The organism is Methylobacterium brachiatum, assembly GCF_020523825.1.
In the GTDB taxonomy this organism is placed as follows: Bacteria; Pseudomonadota; Alphaproteobacteria; order Rhizobiales; family Beijerinckiaceae; genus Methylobacterium; species Methylobacterium brachiatum.
The window spans coordinates 405439-426857 of the sequence record NZ_JAJALK010000001.1 but is presented as its reverse complement, the minus strand read 5'-3'; the positions used below and the strand labels follow the sequence as shown (position 1 = coordinate 426857).

The following is a 21419-nucleotide window of genomic DNA, read 5'->3' as shown; positions in this document are numbered from 1 at the left end:
GCGGGGCCTCGGACGCCGCCGCTTTGATCCAGCGCAAGGACGCTCCTGCGATCAGCCGCCCGGCGTCGGCGGGAAGAAGCGTTCCCGGCCAGGCGCCGCCATCGTGTCGCTGCTGGCCCCGGCTGCCCGATGCGCGCGGGCCTTCCCGTGGAGGGGCCAGTACCGCTCCATCGCGAGGTAGGTGAACGAGGCCGACCAGCCGATCAGGAGCAGGCCGTTCAGCGCCTCGACCCCGGCCAGCAGCCGGGTATGCGATGTTGGAAAGTGGTCGCCGAAGCCGAGCGAGGTGTAGGCCACGACCGAAAAGTAGAGGCAATCCTCAAAGGATGTGACCGGCGCGCCCGCAAAGGCGCCGACGCCGAGCTGGAGTACCAGCAGCCAGTAGGCGCCGGCATAGATCCAGACCGCGGCGGTGTGGCCCACGAAGGTCATCAGCACCACGGCCAGGATGCGGGCGCGGGGCGGGATCGCGAGGTCCGACAGGTGCTCCGAGGTCAGCCGCAGCGTCTCGTAGAGCACCAGGATCGTCGTGACGACGAGGACGACGCTGGCCGTCATGGCGAGGAGCATGGCGCGATCCGGACTCTGTGCCAGCCGAAGCCTGCCCGATGAAGCGGGCGCGTCATTGACCTGCCTCAAGGCCCCGGGCGCCCGCGTCTTTGCGCCAGATCAAGGCCGAGCCATCGAGCGCGCGGAAGGATCGACTCCGCACGTCGCGGCCGCTGCCGGGACCGTGGCCTGGAGGCGTCGCATGTCCTCTCCGAACCATCGCGCAACCGCCGCTCCGCCAGCCTGGCATGGGATCGGCCTTCCGGCCGGCACCTTGCAGGCGGCGGCCGGTGCCGCCCTGGTGCTGGCGGCCTGGGTTATGATTTCCACGGATCAGAGCCGTGCGGCCGCCTCCGCGCTCGTTCCCGGCCTGCTGATCACGACGCTCTACGGGGCCGACCGGTTCTGCTTCCGGGCCGTCCTGGAACGGGCCGTGCTGCTGATCGGCATCTGGGCCCTCGTCGCGCCCTGGGTGCTCGGGTTCGCGGCGAACGACAACGCCACATGGGCCCATCTCGCCTTCGGGTGCATGGCCACGATCTCCGCGGCGGCCTGGCTCCGGCGCGCGGACGCGCGATGACGAGCTCGATCCGCACCGTCCGAACCGCAATCCTGGCCGGCCTGCTGATCGCCCGCGCCTGCGACCCGGCATCTGCTGCCTGCGCTGAAAACCATCGCGTCCGGGGCTGGACCGTCGCCGTGCAGCTCTGCAGCCAGTGCCACGTCATGGGACGCGAACCGCAGGAGGGCGGGTTCGTCGGCCCGTCCTTCGTGAGCATCGCCCATATGCCGTCGACGACGGGGCTCGCCCTCAACGTCTTCCTGCAAAGCCACCATCAGCGGATGCCGAGCCTGCGGCTGAACAGGGACGAGACGGACGCGGTCATCGACGACATTCTCGGCCTGAAGGCTTCCGAACCCGGGAGCCGCTGAAACGACGCGGCGCGCTGCACGCGCAGCAGCGGCTCCCTTCTCCCGCCCACGACGACCGGGGGTTGAGACAGATCAAGGCCGCGTCACCCGAGCGCCCGCAAGCTGGGTCCTTCGATCCCCCTCTCGCAGGAGCGAGCCCCATGTCCTACGCCAGCATCATGGTCGCGGTCGATGACGGCCTGCATGCCCCAGCACGGGTCCGGCTCGCGTCGGACCTGGCGCTCCGTCTCGGCGCGCGCCTCATCGGCACCGCCGCCTGCCGGCCCGATTACCCGCAAGGGTACGGCGAGACGGCCGTGCCCATGGGCATGGTCATCGAAGAGATCCGCCAGGCGGCCCTGAACGGCCTCGCAGGTGCCGAGCAGGTGTTCCAACACGCCGCCTGCCTCAACGACCGCGTCGAGTGGCGCTCCGATCTCGAGCCTCCGGTCCGCTTCCTCGAGCAGCAGGCGCGGGCGGCCGACCTCATCGTCGTCGGACGCTACGCCGACGACGAGGGCGTCACGCCCGGCATGGCCGTCGAGATCGGTGACGTGCTGATGGGGCTCGGCCGCCCGGTCCTGGCGGTCCCGCCCGGCACCGAGCACCTGGCGGCCGAACGCATCGTCGTCGGCTGGAAGAACACGCCCCAGACGCGCCGGGCGCTGTCGGACGCCATGCCCATCCTCAGGCGGGCCGAGGCCGTTCAGGTGATGCGCATCGCCGACGATGTCGAGAACCGATCCGAGATCGAGGACGTGGTCCGCTACCTGTCGCTGCACGCGGTCAATGCGAGGGCGCTGCAGGCCAAGCGCTCGGGCTGGACCGTGGCGGACGACCTCCGGACGGGGGCGAGCGCGTTCGGCGCCGACCTGATCGTGACCGGCGCCTACGGCTACAGCCGCCTGCGGGAGTGGTTCTTCGGCGGGGTCACGCGCGACCTGCTCAAGAACGCCTCCATCTGTTGCCTCATGTCCCACTGAGCTGCGCGAGCACGCCGATGTTCAATCCGAGCCAGCCCGGCCAGCCCGATCCGGGCTTCCCGCCGCCGACCCCGGCCCACCCGCCGGAACCCAGCCAGGACCCGCTCCCCGAGCCGCTGGGCATGCCCGGCCCGGGGCGGGAGGACGTCCCGCCGGCGAACGAGCCGCTCGGCATCCCCGGCGGGATGCCGCCCGAGATCGTGCCCTGAACGGGCGGCCGCCGACTGCCTCTCACCGGGGGAGCTGATGCTCGGTCCCGCTGTGTAGCGGTCATCTCCGGCGCCGCCGCGTCGGATGCGGAATGGGCATGGCCGGGCTCTGCTCGCGGCCGCGCCCGCGCGACGCAGCCGGCCTCATTCCGATCGCCAGAAGAGGCCGCCATCAGCCCGCAGAGTCCGGCCGTTCAGGAAGGCGGGGTTCTCAAAGGTTTGGCCGCGTCCGGTCCGACCGAGCCCCTGCGCCGCGACGCCGATACCGCACCTGTCTTGATCCAGCGCAAGGCGTCGCGGACCGCACCGGCCAAGCATGGGGCACCGAGTCGAAAGTTTTAGGCTCAGCCGGAGTACCCGATGCCGCCCCTTACCTTACCCAGCGCGGTGGACCTCGCCCGCGCGCAATTCGCCCTCACCGTCGTCTGGCACGTCCTGTTCCCCACCTTCACCATCAGGCCGCTGGCATCGCCGGGCTGACGGCCATCGCCCTCCTGCGCCGGTGGCTGCCGAAGGCCGGGTGATATCGGACCACCACGGGCCCGGCGCGTCGCGGGCCAAGCGAACCGGGTGGCCCGCGACGCCCGCCCCCCCCAGGGAGAAACAGCCCCCTCCCGCGGCTCCGTGGGCTGCCGCGGCATTCGCGGGACCGGGCCAGTGCGCATCGGTTTGAGCGGCGCCATGCCCGGGTCGCTGCCTGCGTCAACGGAATTCCTCGATGTCGAGACGCGCCCTCTTTCAACGTTCCCCCACCACCGCTTCGCCGACTGGGCCGCGCCCCGGACCGCCCGAGCCGAGTTTCTGGACGGCAACGCCCGAGAGCCTGTCGGCAGCTTTGGCCTGCGGTCTCGACGGCCTCTCGTCCGCGGAGGCCGCCCGTCGGCTGGGCGCCTATGGGGCCAACGTCGATGCCGCCGCACGAACCGAGGGCGCCCTGCGGGCGGTGTTGCGGCGGTTCATGGAGCCGCTCTCGCTCATCCTTCTGGCGGCGGCGCTGGTCTCGATCGTGACCGGCGACTGGATCGGCGGGGTGATCATCGCCGCCATCCTCACGCTCTCCGTCGGCCTCGACACGGTCCAGGAGGGGCATGCCCTCCGGGCGGCGGAAGCCCTGCGCCGGTCGGTGGCGCTCAAGGCGGAGGTCAGGCGTGACGGCGGCTTCGTCACCGTCCCGGTCGACGCGGTGGTGCCCGGCGACATCATACGGGTCCGGGCCGGCGACATCGTCCCGGCCGATGCCCTGATCATCGAGGCCAGCGCCTTCACGGCCGCGGAGGCCGCCCTGACCGGCGAGCCTTATCCCGTGGAGAAGCGCCCCGGATCCGTCACCGCGGCGAGCCCGGCCGAGGCGTCGAACGCGCTGTTCCGCGGCGCGGTCGCCCAGACGGGTGAGGCCGTCGCCCTGGTCGCCGCCACGGGCGCCACCACGGTGTTCGGCGCTGCGGCGGCATCCCTGGCCGAGGCCGCGGATTCGTCGCCCTTCCAGAACGACCTGCGCGCGTTCGGCCTGGTTGTCGCGCGGCTGACGATGGCCCTGGTCATCGCCGTCCTCGCCCTACGCGTCACCTTCGGCCGGCCCGTCCTCGACTCGCTGCTCTTCGCCGTCGCGCTGGCGGTCGGTCTCACCCCCGAATTGCTGCCGATGATCACCACCGTGACGCTCGCGCGCGGCGCGCTGCGCATGGCCAAGCGCAAGGTGATTGTGAAGCGGCTCGCCGCCATCCACGATCTGGGCGCCATGACGATCCTGTGCACGGACAAGACCGGCACCCTGACCTCCGCGGAGATCGCCCTGGCCCGCAGCCTCGACGCCGCCGGCGGCGAGGATTCGCGGCCTGCCAGGCTCGCGGCCATCGCGGCCGATCTCGGCGGCGACCGAGGCTCCCTCGACGCCGCCCTGGTCCGGGCCGAGCCCGGTGCGGCGGCGGGATGGCGCCTCGCGAGCCGCCGGGCCTTCGATTACGCCAAGCGGACCGGCTCGATCCTGGCCGAGGGCCCAGAGGGGGCAATCCTGATCGTGAAAGGGGCGCCGGAGGCGGTGCTCGCGGCCTGCGCCAGCCGGCGCGCGGACGGCCAAGTCCGGCCATTCTCCCCGGCGGAGCGCGAGCAGGCGCTCGGCCGGGTGCAGGCGCTGGCCGAGGCGGGACTGCGCAGCATCGCGATCGCCTCGCGGGTCTGGACGGGGCCGGTCGGCGCGGTCGAGCCCGGGGACGAGGCCGATCTCGTGTTCGAGGGGTTCTGCGCGTTCGCCGACCCGCCCAAGGCGACCGCCGCCGCGGCCATCGCCCGGCTCGCGCAGGCCGGCGTGCACGTGAAGATCCTGTCCGGCGACGATCCGGTCGTGGTGCGCCGCCTCGCGGGACTTGTCGGCCTGAAGGCCGAGGTCACCCTGTCCGGCCCTGAGGTCGCGGCCCTGACCGACGAGGCCCTGGCCGTGCGGGTGCGCGAGGTCGAAGCCTTCGGCCGCCTCACGCCGGACCAGAAGGTGCGGGTGGTGCGGGCCCTCAAGGCCAACGGCGCGGTGGTGGGCTTCCTGGGCGACGGCATCAACGACGCGCCCGGGCTGCGGCAGGCCGATATCGGCCTCTCGGTCGAAGGTGCCACCGGTGTCGCCCAGGCCGCCGCCGACATGATCCTGCTCGCCCCCGACCTTGCGGTCGTGGCCGACGGCGTCACCGAAGGGCGCCGGACCTTCGCCAACATCCTCAAATACGTCCGCATGGGCGCCAGCTCGAATTTCGGCAACATGCTGTCCATGCCGCGGCCTCGGTGGCGCTGCCGTTCCTGCCGATGCTGCCCACCCAGATCCTGCTCAACAACCTGATCTACGACCTGTCCGAGGTCGGCATCCCGTTCGACGGCGTGCCGGACGAGGCGGTTGCGCGGCCCCAGGCCTGGGACATGGCGCGGCTGATCCGGTTCGCCGGCGTGATGGGACCGCTCTCGTCCCTGTTCGATCTGGCGACCTTCGCGCTCCTGCTCGTCGTCTTCGGCGCCAGGCCGGACGAGTTCCGCACCGCCTGGTTCCTCGAATCGATGGCCACACAGATCCTGGTCATCTTCGTGATCCGCACGATCGGGCGCCCCTGGCACAATCGGCCGAGCGCCGTGCTGGCCGGGTCCTCGCTGCTCGCGCTGGCGGTCGCGCTCGCGCTCCCGTTCACGCCGGCCGGCGCATGGATCGGCTTCGTCGTGCCGCCCGCCCCGGTCCTGGCCGGAATCGCCGCGATCACCGTCGCGTACCTGGTCGTGGCCGAGATCGTGAAACCGTTCGCCCTCGGGTCGGTCGGCACGGCCGGCGCGGGGGCGGCCGTATCCGCGGAGCGGGTCCGGACGAGACCCGCCTGATCCCCGTCGAGGACGCCCCGCATGCTGCCCGAGAGCCAGATCGACGTCGCGCAATTCCTGACCCGCGCACTGGCGGGCGACGGGACGGTCGAGAGGGTCTCCACGCATATTTCCAGCCTGTTCCTGGCGGGAGATCGCGTGCTCAAATGCAAGCGCGCGGTCCGCTTCCCCTATCTCGATTTCTCGACGCCCGAGCTCCGGCTCGCGGCCTGCCAGGCGGAAGTCGCGCTCAACCGGCGCACGGCGCCCGCGCTCTATTGCGGCGTCCGCCGGATCACGCGCGAACCCGGGGGCGCGCTGACCTTCGACGGGTCCGGCGCGCTGGTCGACGCGGTGGTGGAGATGCGGCGGTTTCCCGAGGCGGACCTGTTCGACGCCATGGCGCGGTCCGGACGCCTTGGCCCCACCCACATCGCCGACCTCGCCCACCGCATCGCGGCGTTCCATGCCGACGCCGCGATCAGCCGCGACCACGGTGGGACCGCCGCCATCGCGAAGCTCATCGCCATGAACGATGCCGCGCTCCGGAACGCCGGCCTCGTCCCGGAGGCCGAGGCCCAGGCGCTGTCGGCGCGTTTCCGTGCGGCCCTGGAGCGGCACGCAACGCTCCTCGATGCGCGCCGCGCCGCCGGCAAGGTCCGCCGCTGTCACGGCGCCCTCACCCTGCGCAACATCTGCCTGTTCGAGGGCGTGCCGACGCCGTTCGACTGCATCGAGTTCAGCGAGGACATCGCGACGACGGACGTCCTCTACGACCTCGCCTTCGTGCTGATGGACTTGTGGCACCGGGCGCGGTTCGACCTCGCGAACCTTCTGTTCAATCGCTACCTCGACGAGGCCGACGAGACCGATGGGATCGGCCTGCTGCCGTTCCTGATGGCGTTGCGCGCGGTGATCCGTGCCCACGTCACGGGTGCCCAGGCGGCCGATGCGCCCGATCCCACAGCCACCATCGCGGAGGCGCGGGCCTATATCGATCTCGCCGACAGCCTCCTCGCCGAGGCGCCCGCGCGACTGCTCGCGATCGGGGGATTCAGCGGCTCGGGCAAGTCGAGCGTGGCCGCCTCGGTCGCGCCGGGGCTCGGCCGAGCCCCGGGCGCCCGCATCCTGGCGAGCGATCGCATCCGCAAGCGCCTGCACGGGGCCGACGCCCTGACGCGTCTGCCGCCCGCGGCCTACGAGCCGGCGGTTTCGGCGCAGGTCTATGCCGCGCTGCGACGGGAGGCGCGGCGCGTCCTGGCCGCCGGCCATTGCGCCGTCGCGGATGCGGTGTTCGACCGTCCGGACGCGCGGGCGGCCATCGCGGCGGCCGCCGAAGAGCTGGGCATCGGGTTCTGCGGGATCTGGCTGGAAGCGCCGGCGGCGACGCTGGCGCGCCGGGTCGAGGGGCGGACGAACGATCCGTCCGACGCAACCGTGGCGGTCCTGTCCGGCCAGCTCGCGCGCGACCCCGGGGCGATCGTCTGGCATCGCCTCGATGCCGGGCAACCCCTGGATGCGTTGCGCGACGCCGTGCACGCGCTGTGCGACGACGGCCGGGCGCGCGTCCGGCGATAAGGCTGCGGCCTCGTAGCCCGGTCAGTCCGGCAAGGCGCCGAACACGAGACGATCGACCGCCCGGGCGATCGGCGCCTCCTCGTCGGCCGGGATTACGTAGACGGCGATCCCGGATCCGTCCCGGCTGATCCGCCCGGCGCCGGCTTCGTTGCGTGTCTCGTCGAGGGCGATCCCGGCCCAGGCCAGACCGGCGCAGATCGCCGCCCTGACCGCAGGGGCGTGCTCGCCGATGCCGGCCGTGAACACGAGCGCGTCGAGGCCGCCCAGCGCGGCCATGAGCGAGCCCGCCTCGCGCACCGCCCGGTAGGCGAACAGGGCGAGGGCCTCGGCGGCGCGCGGATCGGAGCTGTCCTGAAGCACCCGGACATCGTCGCTCAGCCCCGAGACTCCGAGGAGGCCGGAGCGCGCATTCAGGAGGTCCGCGACGGCCTCCGGATCCAGGCCGCGCTCGCGGATCAGGTGGAGCACCAATCCGGGGTCGATGGCTCCGGAGCGGGTGCCCATCATCAGCCCGTCGAAGGCGGTGAACCCCATCGTGGTCGCCACGCTGCGGCGCGCCTTCAGGGCGCAGAGGCTCGCGCCGTGCCCGAGATGGGCGACGATCACCCGGCCCTCGGCCCCGTCGCCGGCGATCTGCGGAAGCACCTCTGCGATGTGCTGGTAGGACAGGCCGTGAAAGCCGTAGCGGACGATTCCCTCGTCCGTGAGGGCGTGCGGGATCGGGAACAGCTGCGCCAGCCGCGGCACCGTCCGGTGGAAGGCGGTATCGAAACAGGCGACCTGCGGGAGGCCGGGCCAGGCCTTCCCGACGGCCCGGATCGCCGCGAGATTGTGTGGCTGATGGGCCGGGGCCAGGGGCACGAGGCGGTCCAGGGCCTCCAGCACCGCATCATCGACACGGACCGGATCGGCGAAGTCCGCTCCGCCATGGACCACGCGATGCCCGGCAGCCCCGGGGGCAAGACGCGGGGTGCGGCGCAACGCGTCGAGCAGCCACGCCACCGCGGTCTCGTGATCGTCATGCGCGACCGGCGGCGCGGCGTCGAGGAACGACGCCTCCGCACCGGTCGCCGCGACCTTCACCGCACCGCCGATGCCGGAGACGCCGCCCCGGCACAGGATTTCCGCGGTGCCCGCGGCGTAGAGCGCGAATTTGAGGCTCGACGAGCCGGCATTCAGCACGAGGATCGTCGGGCTCATGGGGGCGTCCCGGTGCGGTGGGCGAAGAGCTGCGCCAGCGCGCAGGACGCGAGCCGTGCCTCCCGGCTGTCGGAGCGGCTCGTCAGGATGATCGGTACCCGCGCACCGAGCACCAGGCCGGCGGCGTCGGCCCCCGCGAGGTGGATCAGCTGCTTGGCCAGCATGTTGCCGGAGACGAGATCCGGCGCGACGAGGATGTCGGCCTCGCCCGCGACCGGCGAGGCAATCGCCTTCGCTGCGGCGGCCTGGCGGGAGACCGCGTTGTCGAAGGCCAGCGGTCCGTCGACCCATCCGCCGGTGATCTGGCCGCGCTCGGCCATCTTGCACAGGGCGGCGGCGTCCAGCGTCGAGCCAAGCTTGGTCGAGACCGTCTCCACCGCCGAGAGGATCGCCACCTTGGGCTCGGCGAGGCCGAGCGCCCGGCACAGGTCGATGGCGTTCTGCACGATGTCGCGCTTGTCCTCCAGGCTCGGCGCGACATTCACCGCGGCATCCGTGATGAACAGAGGCTTGGGATAGTCCGGCACGTCGAGGGCGTAGACGTGGCTCATCCGCCGCTCCGTCCGCAGGCCGGTGTCCCGGGCGAAGGCGGGCGTCAGGATCTCGTCGGTGTGCAGCGCCCCCTTCATCAGCGCCGCCACCGTCCCGGCTCGGGCCAGAGCCACCGCGCGCTCGGCGGCGGCGTGGCTGTGGGGCACGTCGACGATCTCGATGCCATCGAGGGCGAGGCCGGCGTCGCGGGCGGCCGCCTCGACCTTGGCGCGGGGTCCGACCAGGACCGGCACGATCAGACCGGCCTCCCGGGCCGCCAGGGCGCCGCCGAGGGACGCCGCATCGCAGGGATGGACGATGGCCGTCGCGGCCGGGGCGAAGGCCCGTGCCGCGGCGATCAGGCGGTTCCAGTGCACGCCCCGCTCGTGCAGATGGACTTCGGGCAGGAGGGCCCGCGGCCGGCGCACCTTCTCGGTGGGGGCCAGGACCTCGGCCTCGCCGGTGATGACCGTGTCGCCCCGGGCGTTCAGGCAGACGCAGTCGAGCACGAGGCGCGCATTTGCGGCGTTTCTCTCGCGCACGGTCACCCGGGCGGTGATCGCGTCGCCGACCCGGACCGGGTGGAGGAAGCGCAGCGACTGGCCGAGATAGATCGTGCCCGGCCCCGGCAGCTCGGTCCCGAGCACGGCCGAGATCAGCGACCCGCCCCAGAGCCCGTGGGCGATCACGCCGTGGAAGCGGTCGGTGGCGGCGTAATCCTTGTCCAGATGGGCCGGATTCACGTCGCCGGAGACCAGCGCGAACAGGCTGATGTCCTGCGCCCGCAGGGTGCGGGTCAGGCTGGCGGTGTCGCCCACCGCGATCTCGTCGAGGGTGCGGTTCTCGATGAAGTGCAGCGGTTCCATCACGCCACCACGCTCAGGCCACCATCGACGAAGGTCACGTTGCCGGTCACGCCTCGGGCGGCGTCACCGACCAGCATCGCCGCGACGGCACCGACCTCATCGATGGTCACCAGCCGGTGCTCGGGGGCCTTCTCCATCGCGCTCGCCAGCATGTCCTCGAAACACGCGATGCCCGAGGCGGCCCGCGTCGCGATCGGCCCCGGCGAGAGGGCGTTCACCCGGATGCCGCCGGGGCCGAGTTCCGCGGCGAGCGACCGAACCGTCGCCTCCAGCGCGGCCTTGACCGGACCCATGACGTTGTAGTGCGGGACCACCTTCTCGGCGCCGTAATAGCTGACCGTGAGGATCGACCCGCCGTCGCGCATCAGCGGCTCGGCCAAGCGGGTCATGCGGATCAGCGAATGGACCGAGATGTCCATCGCCCGGGTGAAACCCGCTTTCGAGCAATCGACCACGCGGCCGTGCAGGTCGTCGCTCGGGCAGAACGCGATGGCGTGAAGCAGGAAGTCGAGCCGCCCCCAGCCCGCCGCGATCCGGTCCATGACGGCTTCGAGCTGGCCCTCGTGCTCGACGTCGAGGGGCATCAGGAGGGCGGCCTCGACCGCGTGGGCGACAGGCTCCACGTAGGGCCGCGCCCGGTCGTTGAGGTAGGTCAGCGCGAGGTCGGCGCCGGCGGCGCGGAAGGCGCGGGCGCAGCCGGTCGCGATGGAGTGGGTGTTAGCGACGCCGACCACGAGGCCGACCTTGCCGGCAAGCGGCTGCTTGAGGGGCATGGCTCTAAGCCTCCAGGACGTAGGTTCCGGGCGCGTCCCCGAGCTCCGGGTAGCCCGAGGCCGGTGCCCCCATCCCGGGCGGCGGCCCGAGCGGCCCCGACCGCGCAGCGAGCCAGCCGGACCAGGCCGGCCACCACGAGCCTTCCGTCGAGTCCGTGGTGGCGATCCAGGCGTCGGGGCCGAGGTGGCGTGCGGCGACGTCCTTCGTGCGCATCCGATAGCGGCGGTGCGGATGCCCCGGCTCCGCGACAATGCCGGCATTGTGGCCGCCGCTGCACAGGACGAAGGTGACCTCGGCCTCGGCAAGGTGATGGATCTTGAACACCGACCGCCAGGGCGCGACGTGATCGCGCTCGGTGCCGACCGCGAAGACCGGGATCCGGATGTCGGCGGGCGACACGGGTTCGCCGCCGGCCTCCAGGCGCCCTTCCGCCAGGTCGTTGTCGAGGAACAGGCGGCGCAGGTACTCCGAATGCATCCGGGCCGGCAGGCGGGTGGAATCGGCGTTCCAGGCCATCAGGTCGGTCATCGGCTCGCGTCGCCCGATGAGGTAGTCCCGGACGATCCGCGACCAGATCAGGTCGTTCGAGCGCAGGAGCTGGAAGGCCCCAGCCATCTGGCTGGAATCGAGGGTGCCCTGGCTGCGCATCAGGCTCTCCAGGAAGCTGATCTGGCTCTCGCCGATGAACAGCGTCAGCTCGCCGGCCTCGGTGAAATCGAGCTGCGCGGCGAACAGGGTGAGGGAGGCCAGCCGCGCGTCGCCGTCCCGGCTCATCGCGGCGGCCGCGATGGCTGCGAGCGTGCCGCCGAGGCAGTAGCCGGCCGCGTGGACCGGACGCCCGGGTACGATCGCCGAGACGGCGTCAAGGGCCGCCATGATCCCAAGCCGGCGATAATCGTCGAAGGACAAAGCCCGGTCCTCGGGGCCCGGATTGCGCCAGGAGATCATGAAGACGGTGTGGCCCTGGGCCGTGAGGTAGCGGACCAGCGAGTTCCCGGGCGACAGGTCGAGGATGTAGAATTTCATGATCCAGGCCGGCACGATCAGTACCGGCTCGGGCCGGACCGCATCGGTGGTCGGGGCGTACTGGATCAGCTCGATCAGCCGGTTGCGGAACACGACCTTGCCGGGTGAGATTGCCACCGCGCGCCCGACCGGGAAGGCGTCGGTGCCCACCGGCCCCGGGCCGGCGGTCGCGCGCACGGTATCCTCGGCGGCGTTGATCAGGCCGCTGGCAAAGGTCGTCCCGCCGCTCCGCAGGCTCTCGCGCAGAACGACCGGGTTGGTCCAGGGCTGGTTCGACGGCGCGAGCGCGTCGAGCGCCTGGCGCGCGGCGAATGAGACGAGGTTCTGGTGGGCCTTCGACACGCCGGGCATGTCGGTCGTCGCGTCGTGCCACCATTGCTGGGCCGAGAGGAACGCCTGGCAGGCGAAGCTGAACGGCCAGGCTTGCCAGGCCGGATCGTCGAATCGGTGATCCTGGGGCAGCGGATCGATGCGGGGCGGAGCCTCGCCCTGCAGCAGCCCGTACCGCGCCGCGGATTGGGCGAGGCGCCTCTGCTCGCGGAGCAGCTTCATACCGAGGGCCGCCTGCTTGCCCGGCGAGAAGGCCGCATGGATGGCCCAGTCGAACCAGGCCTCGGCCAGCGCCGCCGGCGACAGGCCCCGGTCATCCGGGCGACGGCGGCGTGCACACTCTCATCGATCGCGTGCCGGAGCGGCATCAGATCGTCGTCGTTTTCGTCGGGGTCCGAACGCGACGCCGGGCGACAGAGTTCGGCGACCGAGAGCGAGGCTCCCCCGGCGGCCAAATCCGTGTTGATCGTAGCCAAGGCTTTCATGTCTGCTTCGCGCATGCGCAGTCGCCTGCGATGCCGAAGAGGTTACGGCGCCGACGACTCCGCGGCCGTGATTCAGATCAAAGCTTCGCCGTTTCTGGCCGGAAGCTCGCTGCATCGATCGCCGTCGGGCCCGCTCAGGTTGAGGGGATGCACGAGCCGCGCCCCAGCGCCGACACCGGATCGGGCCACGTCGCAGCTGGCATGGCCGATTGGCTTGTCAGACGAGCCGCTCGCGATCGCCGCAGGCGCTTGCCGGCCATCGTCCCCAAGCTGGCTTCGCTCGCCGATCGTGGCCCCATGCGCTCGACCTGTCCCCGACCTATGAACAGGTCGTCGAGACGAATATTCCCACGCCAAGCCCGCAGGATGGTCTGCGCCTTACCGTCGGTGAACTCCCGGCCGTAAATCCGCTGCATGTCGGGGACCATCATGACGTCGCCGACGGCTGGATTGGCGTCGCGACGATAGGGGCGTCGCGGATGGTGCGCGGCCAGAAGCGAGCAGATCGCGCTTTCCTGCGATCAGATCTGCCGGCGTCAGGAGTGCGGGATCGTCAATGCCAAGCGCATCCTCGCGTGCAACGACAAGCCAGAGCTGCTGCCAATTACCTTGTGGGCGCCCAATGTGCGCCGATCTCGGCGGCGGCTCGGAGAGACTGCGTTCGGGCTAGACCGGGCTCCTTCGTGCAGAAGCTTTTCCCTCCTCAATCCTTCCGAGCAGGAGGCGAAATCTCTTCGGAACACGATGTGGGAACTAGTAAGTCCCGGTCTCGGGATGAGACCTGCCGTCCGCCTGAACTCGCGGCCGACCGACGAAATCGCCGCCGTGGGTACAGGTGCCGAATGATGATCACTCGCGCTGGGGGATCAGCCCATCCGCGCGAAGCAACGGACTTGGGGCTGTCCAAGCGCGTCAACGACTGTGGAACCCGGTCGGCACGGTTTTAGGACTTTGTTCGCCTGCGGCGCCAAAAAACTCGATGATGCCGATGGTAGCGAGGGAGGGATTTGAACCCCCGACACAAGGATTATGATTCCTCTGCTCTAACCAGCTGAGCTACCCCGCCACAAGCCGCGCGTGCCCCGGAAGGCAGCGACCAGCGGCCGGGGTATAGGGAGGCCGGGCGCGGGCTGTCAACGGTTCTCTGCGCGGAATTTGGGGGTCCCGACGGGGCGTCTCTGCGCAGGGTCTGCGAAGGAACCGCGGATGAACCGCATCGCCGCGAAGAATCCCCCGACAAACACTGCGCCGCCCAGCCAGGTCGCGGTCTGGGCGAAATCCGGCCCGACCAGGCTGAGGGTCGAGGATCGGCCGGAAGCCGCGTCGATCGCGGTCAGGCCGATTCCAACGAAGCTCTCGCCGACCAGAAATCCGGAGGCGATCAGCACGCCGCGGCGGCGGGCGGCCTCCAGGGTTTCGGGATCGGCGCCGCTGCGGCGCAGGGCGCGCAGGCACAGGAAGCCGAGGAGGCCGCCGAGCCCGATCGTCATCTCGACGGAGAGCGGCAGGTACATGCCGATCCCCACGGTGAGAGCGGGAAAGCTGAAAGCCCGCCGCTTCAGCGCGACCTCCAGGCCGACCATGACCGCACCGAGGGCGCAGCCGATCATCAGCATCGGCCAGGGCAGGGTCCGGGCCACGATGCCGTCGGCGATCTGGGTGACCAGCGAGGCCTGGGGCACGGTGAGCGCCAGAGCCGGGTCCATGCCCGGGCGGGGCAGCGATCCGACGAAGCCGTAGGCGCCGTAGAGCAGCGACAGAAGCGGCACGATCACCAGCGAGCCGACCGCGACCCCGACGATCAGCACCAGCTGCTGGCGCCAGGGCGTGGCGTCGACGATCTGGCCGGTCTTCAGGTCCTGCAGGTTGTCGTTGGCGATGGAGCAGGCGGTGATGATCACCGAGGCGGCGAGCAGGACTAGCGCGACGGTGACGCGCCGCGCCTCAGGGCTCTCCGCCGGCCCGAGGACCAGCGGCAGCAGCGCGGCGCCGACCATGGCGGTGAGGATGCCGATCCCGGAGATCGGGCTGGTCGAGGAGCCGAGCAGGCCCGCGAGGTAGCCGCAGACCGCCGCCATGGCGGCGCCGAAGACCAGGCAGAACAGCAGGCCGGCCGCCACCACGGCGACGAGCATCGGGCCGGCGATGCCGAGATCGGCCGCGAAGCCGGCAAACAGCGCGCCGAGCGGCAGGCACAGAGCCAGCGCCACCCCGCCGACCAGGGGCAGCGGCAGGTCGCGGTCCTGCCGGACGGCGGCCCGGGCCGGATCGCCGGCCGCCAGCGCCGACCGGACGCTGCGGGCGATCGGCCGGACGAGCGTCGCGACGGTCCAGAACCCGCCGACCGCGATGATCCCGGCGCCCACGAGCCGGACCTGTCCCGACCAGACCGCCTGCGCGGCCTCCCCGGGGGTGAGGCCCGGCTGGGGCGTCAGGGCGGTGAGAACCGGGACCATGATGCCCCAGGCGATCACCACGCCGGTGAGCAAAGCGAGGCACGCCCCGATCCCGACCAGGTAGCCGACCCCGACGAGCGCCAGGGAGAATCCACTGCCGATGCTGAATACGGCGCCGCCGAAACTGAACGCCGTGAGCACGCCGTCGGCCAGGATGCGCAGGCCGCTGGTCGCGAAGGCGACCAGCCCGGAGCTGGCCGCGGCGGCGAGCAGCGTCGTGAGCCCGCGCTCGCCGGTCTCGGAATGGCCGGCGCGCAGCACCTCGGCGGCGGCGACCCCCTCGGGGTACGGCAGGTCGCTGCCCGAGACCAGCGCCCGGCGCAGGGGGATCGAGAACGCCACGCCGAGCCAGCCGCCGATCAGGCAGACCAGGCTCGTTTCCCAGAACGGGAAGCCGTGCCAATGGCCGATCAGGACGAGGCCCGGCAGCACCAGGATGACGTTGCACAGGGTGCCGGCCGCCGAGGCCTGGGTCTGGACGATGTTGTTCTCGAGGATGCCGGCGCCGCCCACGAGGCGAAGCGCCCCCATCGAGATCAAAGCCGCCGGGATCGAGGACGAGAACGTCATCCCGGTCTTGAGGCCGAGATAGATGTTGGCGGCCATGAACACGATCGTGATCAGGGCCCCGAGCACGATCCCCCGGGCGGTGATCTCCCGCCCATGCCCGCTCGCCGGGGCGCCCGCGTCCATGATCGCCATTGCGCCCCCACCGGCGCGTGCGGCCGGACCTTTATCCCAGGATGACCAGTAACCCGATGACCGGCGCGGCGCCGCCCCCTATCTTGCGACACGTGGCCCCGCTCGGGGGCCGTGCTGCAGCGGAGCGTACGATGTCACGCCTTGCCAGAACCGGATTCGCCGCCCTCCTCGCCCTCACCCTACCGCTGGCGACGTCCGGCGCGCGTGCCGCGGGCGAGAGCATCACCTACAGGGCCGCGCTCAGCGGCGGCAGTGAAGTCCCCGCGACCGAGTCGAAGGGCACCGGAGCCGTGACGGCGACCTACGATCCGGCGACCAAGCGGCTGAGCTGGAACGGCACCTATAGCGGCCTGACCGGCCCCGTCACGACCGCCCATTTCCACGGCCCCGCCCTGCCCGGCGTCAATGCCGGCGTCCTCGTGCCGGTGACCGCGACCAGCAGCCCGTTCTCCGGCGAGGCGACCCTGGACGAGGCCAAGGCCGCCGACCTCGAAGCCGGCAAGCTCTATTTCAACATCCACACCGCCGCGAACCCGAAGGGTGAGATCCGCGGCCAAGTGGAGCGGGCCCGGTAGGGTTCAGGGCTGGCGCCATCCGGAAAACATCGCGCCTCGATGGGGCGCTCTTCCCCTGCGACGCCGCCGGCGCTGGAGAGGCCGTAGACCGGTCGGCGTCCCAGGGTGCGGCGCCGGCCCCGCTGCCCCGTGACGACGCGCGGATTCACGCATCGCGGTCGACAGCACGCGCTTGAAGCGCCGTGCGTTTCCCCTGGCCTGCGGGGGCCTCGGGCTACGCGGGTCGAAAGACCCACGATCCGAAAGCTGGTCCCCAAGCCCGGTCAAGGGCGCCGTCAATCCGAGGCGCCGCAGATGAGCCCGAAATCCGGAAGCGCTGCTGGCGCAAGAGTTTGTCATGTCGGCGGTTCTGGATCCCGGGCCCCGGGATGATGGCGTGGGTCGCATCGATCGCGTCACTGCTCGGACGCGAAGACCGAGCCTTCCACGCCGGGGGAAATGAAAACATCCGCCTGTGCAATCCTCAGCCACCGGGGGGAGGCGCGGGCTTTCCATTTTTCATGCGCCGAGGCGTGAACAGCGTAGGCCGCACGCAAGAGGCGGCAGAGCCAGAAGCAGCGGACGCATGGGGCTCGAAGCTCTCGCTTGGGATCGATCCTGCAGCGCACCCTCGTCCACCCGCCCGCCAAAGCGATGCCGCCTCTCCCGGGAGCGTCCTGAAGAGCGGCCGGGCCTGGTCCCCCCTACCCCGCGGAGGCCCGCTGCTCCGGCTCCGGCCTCGCCAGGCCGAGATGGTCCCGCAGGGTCGCGCCTTCGTAGTCCGTCCGGAACAGGCCGCGCTCCTGAAGCAGCGGCACCACCTCTCGCACGAAGTCGCTGAGGCCGTCGGGGAAGAAGGGGGGCATCACGTTGAAGCCGTCCGCCGCGCCGCCCTCGAACCAGGCCTGCATCCGGTCGGCGACGTCGGTGGCCGTGCCGACGATCATGTGGTGTCCGCGTCCGGCCGCGACCCGGAGGGCGAGCTGGCGGATGGTGAGGTTCTCCCGGCGGGCCAGCTCGGTGAGAAGCTCGGCGCGGCTGCGCAGCTGGTCCGAGAGGGGCAGGTCTGGGAGCGGGCCGTCGAGGTCGTAGGGTGCCAGCGAATGGCCGAGGCGCTCTTCCAGCAGCGGCATGGCGCTGGCGATGTCGGTCCAGTGGTCGAGCTCGATCAGCTTGGCGCTCGCCTCCTCCAGCGTCCGGCCGATGACCGGCAGGATCCCCGGCATGACCGCCACCGTGGACGGATCGCGGCCGAAGCCCGCGACGCGCTGCCGGAGGCTGGCGTAGAACTTTTGGGCCTCCTCGATGGTCTGCTGGGCGGTGAACACCACGTCCGCCCGGCGGGCGGCGAGATCCTGGCCCGGCCCGGATGAGCCGGCCTGGATCAGGATCGGATGCCCCTGCGGTGAGCGCGGGATGTTGAGTGGGCCCTTGGCGCGGAAGTAGCGGCCGACATGGTCGAGCACCCGTACCTTCGCGGGGTCGGCGTAGATGCCCCGCGCCTTGTCCTTCACGAAGGCGTCGTCGTCCCAGCTGTCCCAGAGGCCGCAGACCACGTCGACGAATTCCTCGGCGACCGCGTAGCGCTCGTCGTGTGCCGGATGCTCCTTGGAGAAGTTGTTGGCGGTGCGCGCGTAGGACGTGGTGACGACGTTCCAGGCCGCGCGTCCGCCGCTCAGATGGTCGAGCGACGCGAAGGCCCGGGCGGTGTGATAGGGCTCGCCGTAGGTGGTCGAGGAAGTCGCCGCGAGGCCGATGCGGCTCGTGACCATGGCCAGCGCGCTGAGCAGCGTCAGCGGCTCGAACCGGGCGATCATCGACGGGTGGGCATCCACCGCGCTGGTGAGGCCGTCGGCCAGGAACACCATGTCGAACTTGGCGTCCTCGGCCATCTGCGTCACCCGGCGCAGGAGGTCGAAGTTCTCGCTGCCGGCCTCGGCGCGCGGGTGGCGCCAGCCCGAGACGTGATGGCCGGCTCCCTGCAGGAACAGGCCGAGATGCATCTGTCGCGGGGTCGTCGTCATGGGCGGGCTCACGGCTGGGGTTCGGGGGCGGCCGGGGTGCTTACGGCTGCCGCGGTTGCGCGAGGCAGGCGAGGAGGCGGGCGAGATCCGTCGCGTCCTGCATGGCGCGCACGCGATCGGGCACGGTGCGCAACGCCTCGGATGCGGCGGTCGCGTCCCGGAACTTGTCGTCGGCATCGGCGAGCCCCGGCAGGCCGTCGATGCGCCGCTCATGCGTCCGGCCCTGCCCGTCCGTCAGCTCGACCACGACGAAGCGCGTGCTCGGATCCGAGGAGAGGCGGCGGGCGGTCTGGTCGTGCCGGCGCTCGACCCGCGCCGCCAGGGCGGCGAGGTCGGGCCTTACCGGGCGCTCATCGAAATGGTCGATCCGGACTGCACCGTCGACGAGGGCGGCGGCCAGGATGTATTCCGGGCTGAACCGGGCCTCGATACCGGTGCGCGGCGTGCGGACCACCAGGGCGGCGTCGCCCCCCGGCGGGAAGGTGATCGTCGCCCGCGCCAGGTCGCGGATGCCCTCGCGGTGGAGGGCGAGGCCGGCCACCGCGACGGGATGGGCCGCCGTGCAGCACGGGAACGCCTTCAGGGTCAGGCCGGGCCGGACGATCTGCCAGGGAGCGCCCCAACCTTCGAGCACCCGCTCGGGCGCCTCGTCGCCGAAGCCGTAGGCCTGCAGGAACCCGTTCGGACCGTCGAGGCAATCGTCGGCGCCGGACAGGCCGGCTTCGGCGAGGCGCGCCGCCGCCAGGCCGTTGCGGGCGGCGAGCCCGGCATGGAGCGGCTTCGCATCCGATCCGAATTGCAGCCGCAGCCCGGCGGCCTGCGTCGCGCCGAGCCCCAGGGCGATCGCGGTCGTCCCGGCGCTGAAGCCGCGCAGATGCGCGATCGCCGCCGCGGCCCCCAGGGGCCCGAGGGTGGCGGTGGCGTGGAAGCCCCGCTCGTAATGGGCCGGGCCGATCGCGCGCCCGAGATGCGCCATCGTCTCCAGCCCGACCAGGTAGGCGGCCAGGAACGCGTCCGCACTGGGCAGCGCGTCCGGGTCGAGGGCGGCGAGCAGCGCCGGGACGATCACCGTCGTCGGGTGGCCGCGCACGCTGGCATGCACGTCGTCATAATCGAGCACGTGGCCGGCATGGCCGTTGAGGAGGGCCGCCAGGAACGGGTCTGCCGGCTGCGCGGAGCCGATCACCAGGGCGCGGCCGGGGGCATCGCCGAACACGCCGCGTAACGTCGTGAGCGACGGGTCGGTGCTGCCGGCCAGCGCGCAGGCGAGGAAGTCCACCAGCGCGATCCGCGCCGCACCCATGGCGGCGGGATCGGCCTCCGGGCGCGAGGCGACGATCGCCTCGGCGAGGGCGGCGGTGCGCGGGTTCGGCATCAGATTCCCTCCCGATCCTGCACGGCGTCCCGGTAGCCCTGGAAGCCGCCGATGAACTGGCGGATGCGCGGATTGCCGGACCGGTAGAACAGCTCGGCCGGCGGGGCCTGGGCGACGATCCGGCCGTTCTCGGTGAAGGCGATCGTGTCGCTGATTTCCTCGGCGAAACGCATCTCGTGGGTGACGAGGATGCTGGTCAGCCCGTCGCGGACGAGCTCGCGGATGACGGCGAGCACCTCGCCGACCATCTCAGGGTCCAGGGCGGACGTGACCTCGTCGAACAGGACGAGCTCGGGCCGCATGGTCAGCGCCCGCGCGATGGCGACGCGCTGCTGCTGGCCGCCGGACAATTCGCCCGGATAGGCCGCCACCTTGTCGGCCAGGCGGACCCGGGCGAGCAGATCGCGGGCCAGGGCCTCGGCCTCGGCCCGCGGCACCTTGAGGATGCGGGTCGGCGCGATGGTGATGTTCTCGAGCACGGTGAGGTGCGGGAACAGGTTGTATTGCTGAAACACGATGCCGATGCGCTTGCGCAGGGCGATCCGCTCGGCCTCATTGCGCAGGGTGTCGACCCGGGTCCCGGCCACGGTGATCCGCCCCGCCTGCGGCTGGGCGAGGCCGTTGATGCAGCGCAGGATCGTGGACTTGCCCGATCCGGACGGGCCGATGATCGAGACCGCGTCCCCCTTCGCGACCGTCAGATCGATGCCCTTGAGGACTTCGGCCGCCCCGAAGGACAGGTGGACGTCCTGCAGTTCGACGAGGATCGGCCGGGCGGTGGAATCCTGTGCCATGGGGCGGGGTACAGCCTTCAGCGCGGGGCGAAGCGGCGTTCGAGACGCCGCGTCAGGCGCGAGATCGGGAAGCAGAAGAGGAAGAAGGCGGCGAGCACCGTCAGGTAGACCGCGATGGTGAAGTCGTCGCGGCGCACCGCCGTGCTCGCGTCGGTGGCGGCGTGCAGCAGCTCGTGGACGCCGACCAGGGAGGCCAGGGCCGTGCTCATGGTGATCGAGGCGTAGAGGTTCATCCAGGGGGGCAGCGCCCGGCGCAGGCACTGGGGCAGGATGATCCAGCGCAGGGTCTGGCCCCGGGACATCCCGACGCCCTTGGCGGCGTCCCACTGGGTGGTCGGGACCGACTGGATCGCCCCGCGGACGATCTCGGCCACGTAGGCGCTCGCCGGAATGGCGAGGCCGAACACCGCCTTCAACCAGTCCGGAAACGGCAGGTAGTTGCCGGCCACCACGATCTCGAACGGGAAGATGTACGTCGTGGCGAAGATCAGCACGAGGTGCGGCGCGTTGCGGAAGACCTGGACGTAGGCCACCGCCGGCGCCCGCACGAGCCGCGAGGCCGACAGCTCCATCGCCCCCAGCGTGACGCCCGCGAGCGTGCCCGCGCTCATGGCGAGCACGCTGATCAGGATGTTCATGGCAAAGCCCGAGGCGAGGTAGGGCAGCCAGTCGAGCAGGTCCCGGGCGAGGCGGGCGTCGAGCACCGTCCACAGCAGGAAGCCGGCGGCGACGAGCGCCAGCCAG

The 21419-nt window shown here is 71.5% G+C and carries 17 protein-coding genes, 1 tRNA gene and 2 pseudogenes; 8 read left to right on the top strand and 12 right to left on the bottom strand.

The features are described from left to right. Window positions 1–51 precede the first annotated feature (51 nt). On the bottom strand, window positions 52–570 hold the full coding sequence (locus tag LGR69_RS02030; protein WP_230365004.1) for a potassium channel family protein: 519 nt from the start codon (window positions 568–570) through the stop codon (window positions 52–54). Window positions 571–751: 181 nt separating this feature from the next. On the opposite strand from LGR69_RS02030, the gene LGR69_RS02025 reads away from it, so the two are divergent. The 7 genes and pseudogenes from LGR69_RS02025 to LGR69_RS01995 all read left to right on the top strand — a co-directional run bounded on the left by LGR69_RS02025 (window position 752) and on the right by LGR69_RS01995 (window position 7558). Further along, the gene (locus tag LGR69_RS02025; protein ID WP_230365003.1) at window positions 752–1129 is read left to right on the top strand and encodes an SPW repeat protein; all 378 of its coding nucleotides are present in this window, start codon (window positions 752–754) and stop codon (window positions 1127–1129) included. Then, on the top strand, window positions 1126–1482 hold the full coding sequence (locus LGR69_RS02020) for a cytochrome C552 (protein WP_230365002.1): 357 nt from the start codon (window positions 1126–1128) through the stop codon (window positions 1480–1482). The genes LGR69_RS02025 and LGR69_RS02020 overlap by 4 nt, the downstream gene beginning before the upstream one ends. 140 nt (window positions 1483–1622) lie before the next feature. Then, window positions 1623–2444: a universal stress protein gene (locus LGR69_RS02015; RefSeq protein WP_230365001.1), complete on the top strand. Its 822-nt coding sequence runs from the start codon at window positions 1623–1625 to the stop codon at window positions 2442–2444. Between the two features lie 17 nt (window positions 2445–2461). Then, window positions 2462–2653 (top strand): hypothetical protein, encoded by a 192-nt coding sequence (locus tag LGR69_RS02010; protein ID WP_230365000.1) that lies wholly within the window; start codon window positions 2462–2464, stop codon window positions 2651–2653. Window positions 2654–3013: 360 nt separating this feature from the next. Next, a complete protein-coding gene (locus LGR69_RS02005; RefSeq protein WP_230364999.1) occupies window positions 3014–3133 on the top strand; it encodes a cytochrome ubiquinol oxidase subunit I in 120 nt (39 codons plus the stop codon). A gap of 238 nt (window positions 3134–3371) precedes the next feature. Next, a pseudogene (gene mgtA, locus LGR69_RS02000) lies at window positions 3372–6001 on the top strand (magnesium-translocating P-type ATPase). Between the two features lie 21 nt (window positions 6002–6022). Beyond that, window positions 6023–7558, top strand: coding sequence for a bifunctional aminoglycoside phosphotransferase/ATP-binding protein (locus LGR69_RS01995; RefSeq protein ID WP_230364998.1), 1536 nt, complete (start codon window positions 6023–6025; stop codon window positions 7556–7558). Window positions 7559–7579: 21 nt separating this feature from the next. Here LGR69_RS01995 and LGR69_RS01990 read toward each other — a convergent pair whose 3' ends face one another. From LGR69_RS01990 to LGR69_RS01960, 7 genes and pseudogenes are all read right to left on the bottom strand, one after another. Further along, complete coding sequence (locus tag LGR69_RS01990; protein ID WP_230364997.1) at window positions 7580–8758, bottom strand: acetate/propionate family kinase; 1179 nt, start codon at window positions 8756–8758, stop codon at window positions 7580–7582. Continuing rightward, on the bottom strand, window positions 8755–10155 hold the full coding sequence (locus LGR69_RS01985) for a bifunctional enoyl-CoA hydratase/phosphate acetyltransferase (RefSeq protein WP_230365212.1): 1401 nt from the start codon (window positions 10153–10155) through the stop codon (window positions 8755–8757). The genes LGR69_RS01990 and LGR69_RS01985 overlap by 4 nt, the downstream gene beginning before the upstream one ends. Then, on the bottom strand, window positions 10155–10928 hold the full coding sequence (gene fabI / locus LGR69_RS01980) for an enoyl-ACP reductase FabI (RefSeq protein ID WP_122160703.1): 774 nt from the start codon (window positions 10926–10928) through the stop codon (window positions 10155–10157). Before fabI ends, LGR69_RS01985 begins: the two co-directional genes overlap by 1 nt. 4 nt (window positions 10929–10932) lie before the next feature. Beyond that, window positions 10933–12653, bottom strand: a pseudogene (locus LGR69_RS01975) (PHA/PHB synthase family protein). Window positions 12654–12904: 251 nt separating this feature from the next. After that, a complete protein-coding gene (locus LGR69_RS01970) occupies window positions 12905–13201 on the bottom strand; it encodes a hypothetical protein (RefSeq protein WP_230364996.1) in 297 nt (98 codons plus the stop codon). A 558-nt stretch (window positions 13202–13759) separates the two neighbouring features. Continuing rightward, window positions 13760–13836: transfer RNA gene (locus LGR69_RS01965), tRNA-Met, on the bottom strand. Window positions 13837–13903: 67 nt separating this feature from the next. After that, window positions 13904–15928, bottom strand: a complete 2025-nt coding sequence (locus LGR69_RS01960; RefSeq protein WP_230364995.1) for an OPT family oligopeptide transporter — start codon at window positions 15926–15928, stop codon at window positions 13904–13906. A 131-nt stretch (window positions 15929–16059) separates the two neighbouring features. Here LGR69_RS01960 and LGR69_RS01955 point away from each other — a divergent pair, with 131 nt between their 5' ends. Then, the gene (locus LGR69_RS01955; RefSeq protein WP_230364994.1) at window positions 16060–16503 is read left to right on the top strand and encodes a CHRD domain-containing protein; all 444 of its coding nucleotides are present in this window, start codon (window positions 16060–16062) and stop codon (window positions 16501–16503) included. Between the two features lie 683 nt (window positions 16504–17186). Here LGR69_RS01955 and LGR69_RS01950 read toward each other — a convergent pair. Genes LGR69_RS01950 through LGR69_RS01935 form a run of 4 tightly spaced genes read right to left on the bottom strand, consistent with a single transcriptional unit; the run spans window position 17187 to window position 21415 of the window. Continuing rightward, entirely contained in the window at window positions 17187–18506 is a 1320-nt protein-coding gene (locus LGR69_RS01950) for an LLM class flavin-dependent oxidoreductase (protein ID WP_007565667.1), read from the bottom strand. 40 nt (window positions 18507–18546) lie between these two features. Continuing rightward, entirely contained in the window at window positions 18547–19881 is a 1335-nt protein-coding gene (locus LGR69_RS01945) for an MmgE/PrpD family protein (RefSeq protein WP_091861510.1), read from the bottom strand. Continuing rightward, on the bottom strand, window positions 19881–20675 hold the full coding sequence (locus tag LGR69_RS01940) for an amino acid ABC transporter ATP-binding protein (RefSeq protein WP_230364993.1): 795 nt from the start codon (window positions 20673–20675) through the stop codon (window positions 19881–19883). Before LGR69_RS01940 ends, LGR69_RS01945 begins: the two co-directional genes overlap by 1 nt. A gap of 17 nt (window positions 20676–20692) precedes the next feature. Then, a complete protein-coding gene (locus tag LGR69_RS01935) occupies window positions 20693–21415 on the bottom strand; it encodes an amino acid ABC transporter permease (protein WP_230365211.1) in 723 nt (240 codons plus the stop codon). Window positions 21416–21419: the final 4 nt, after the last annotated feature.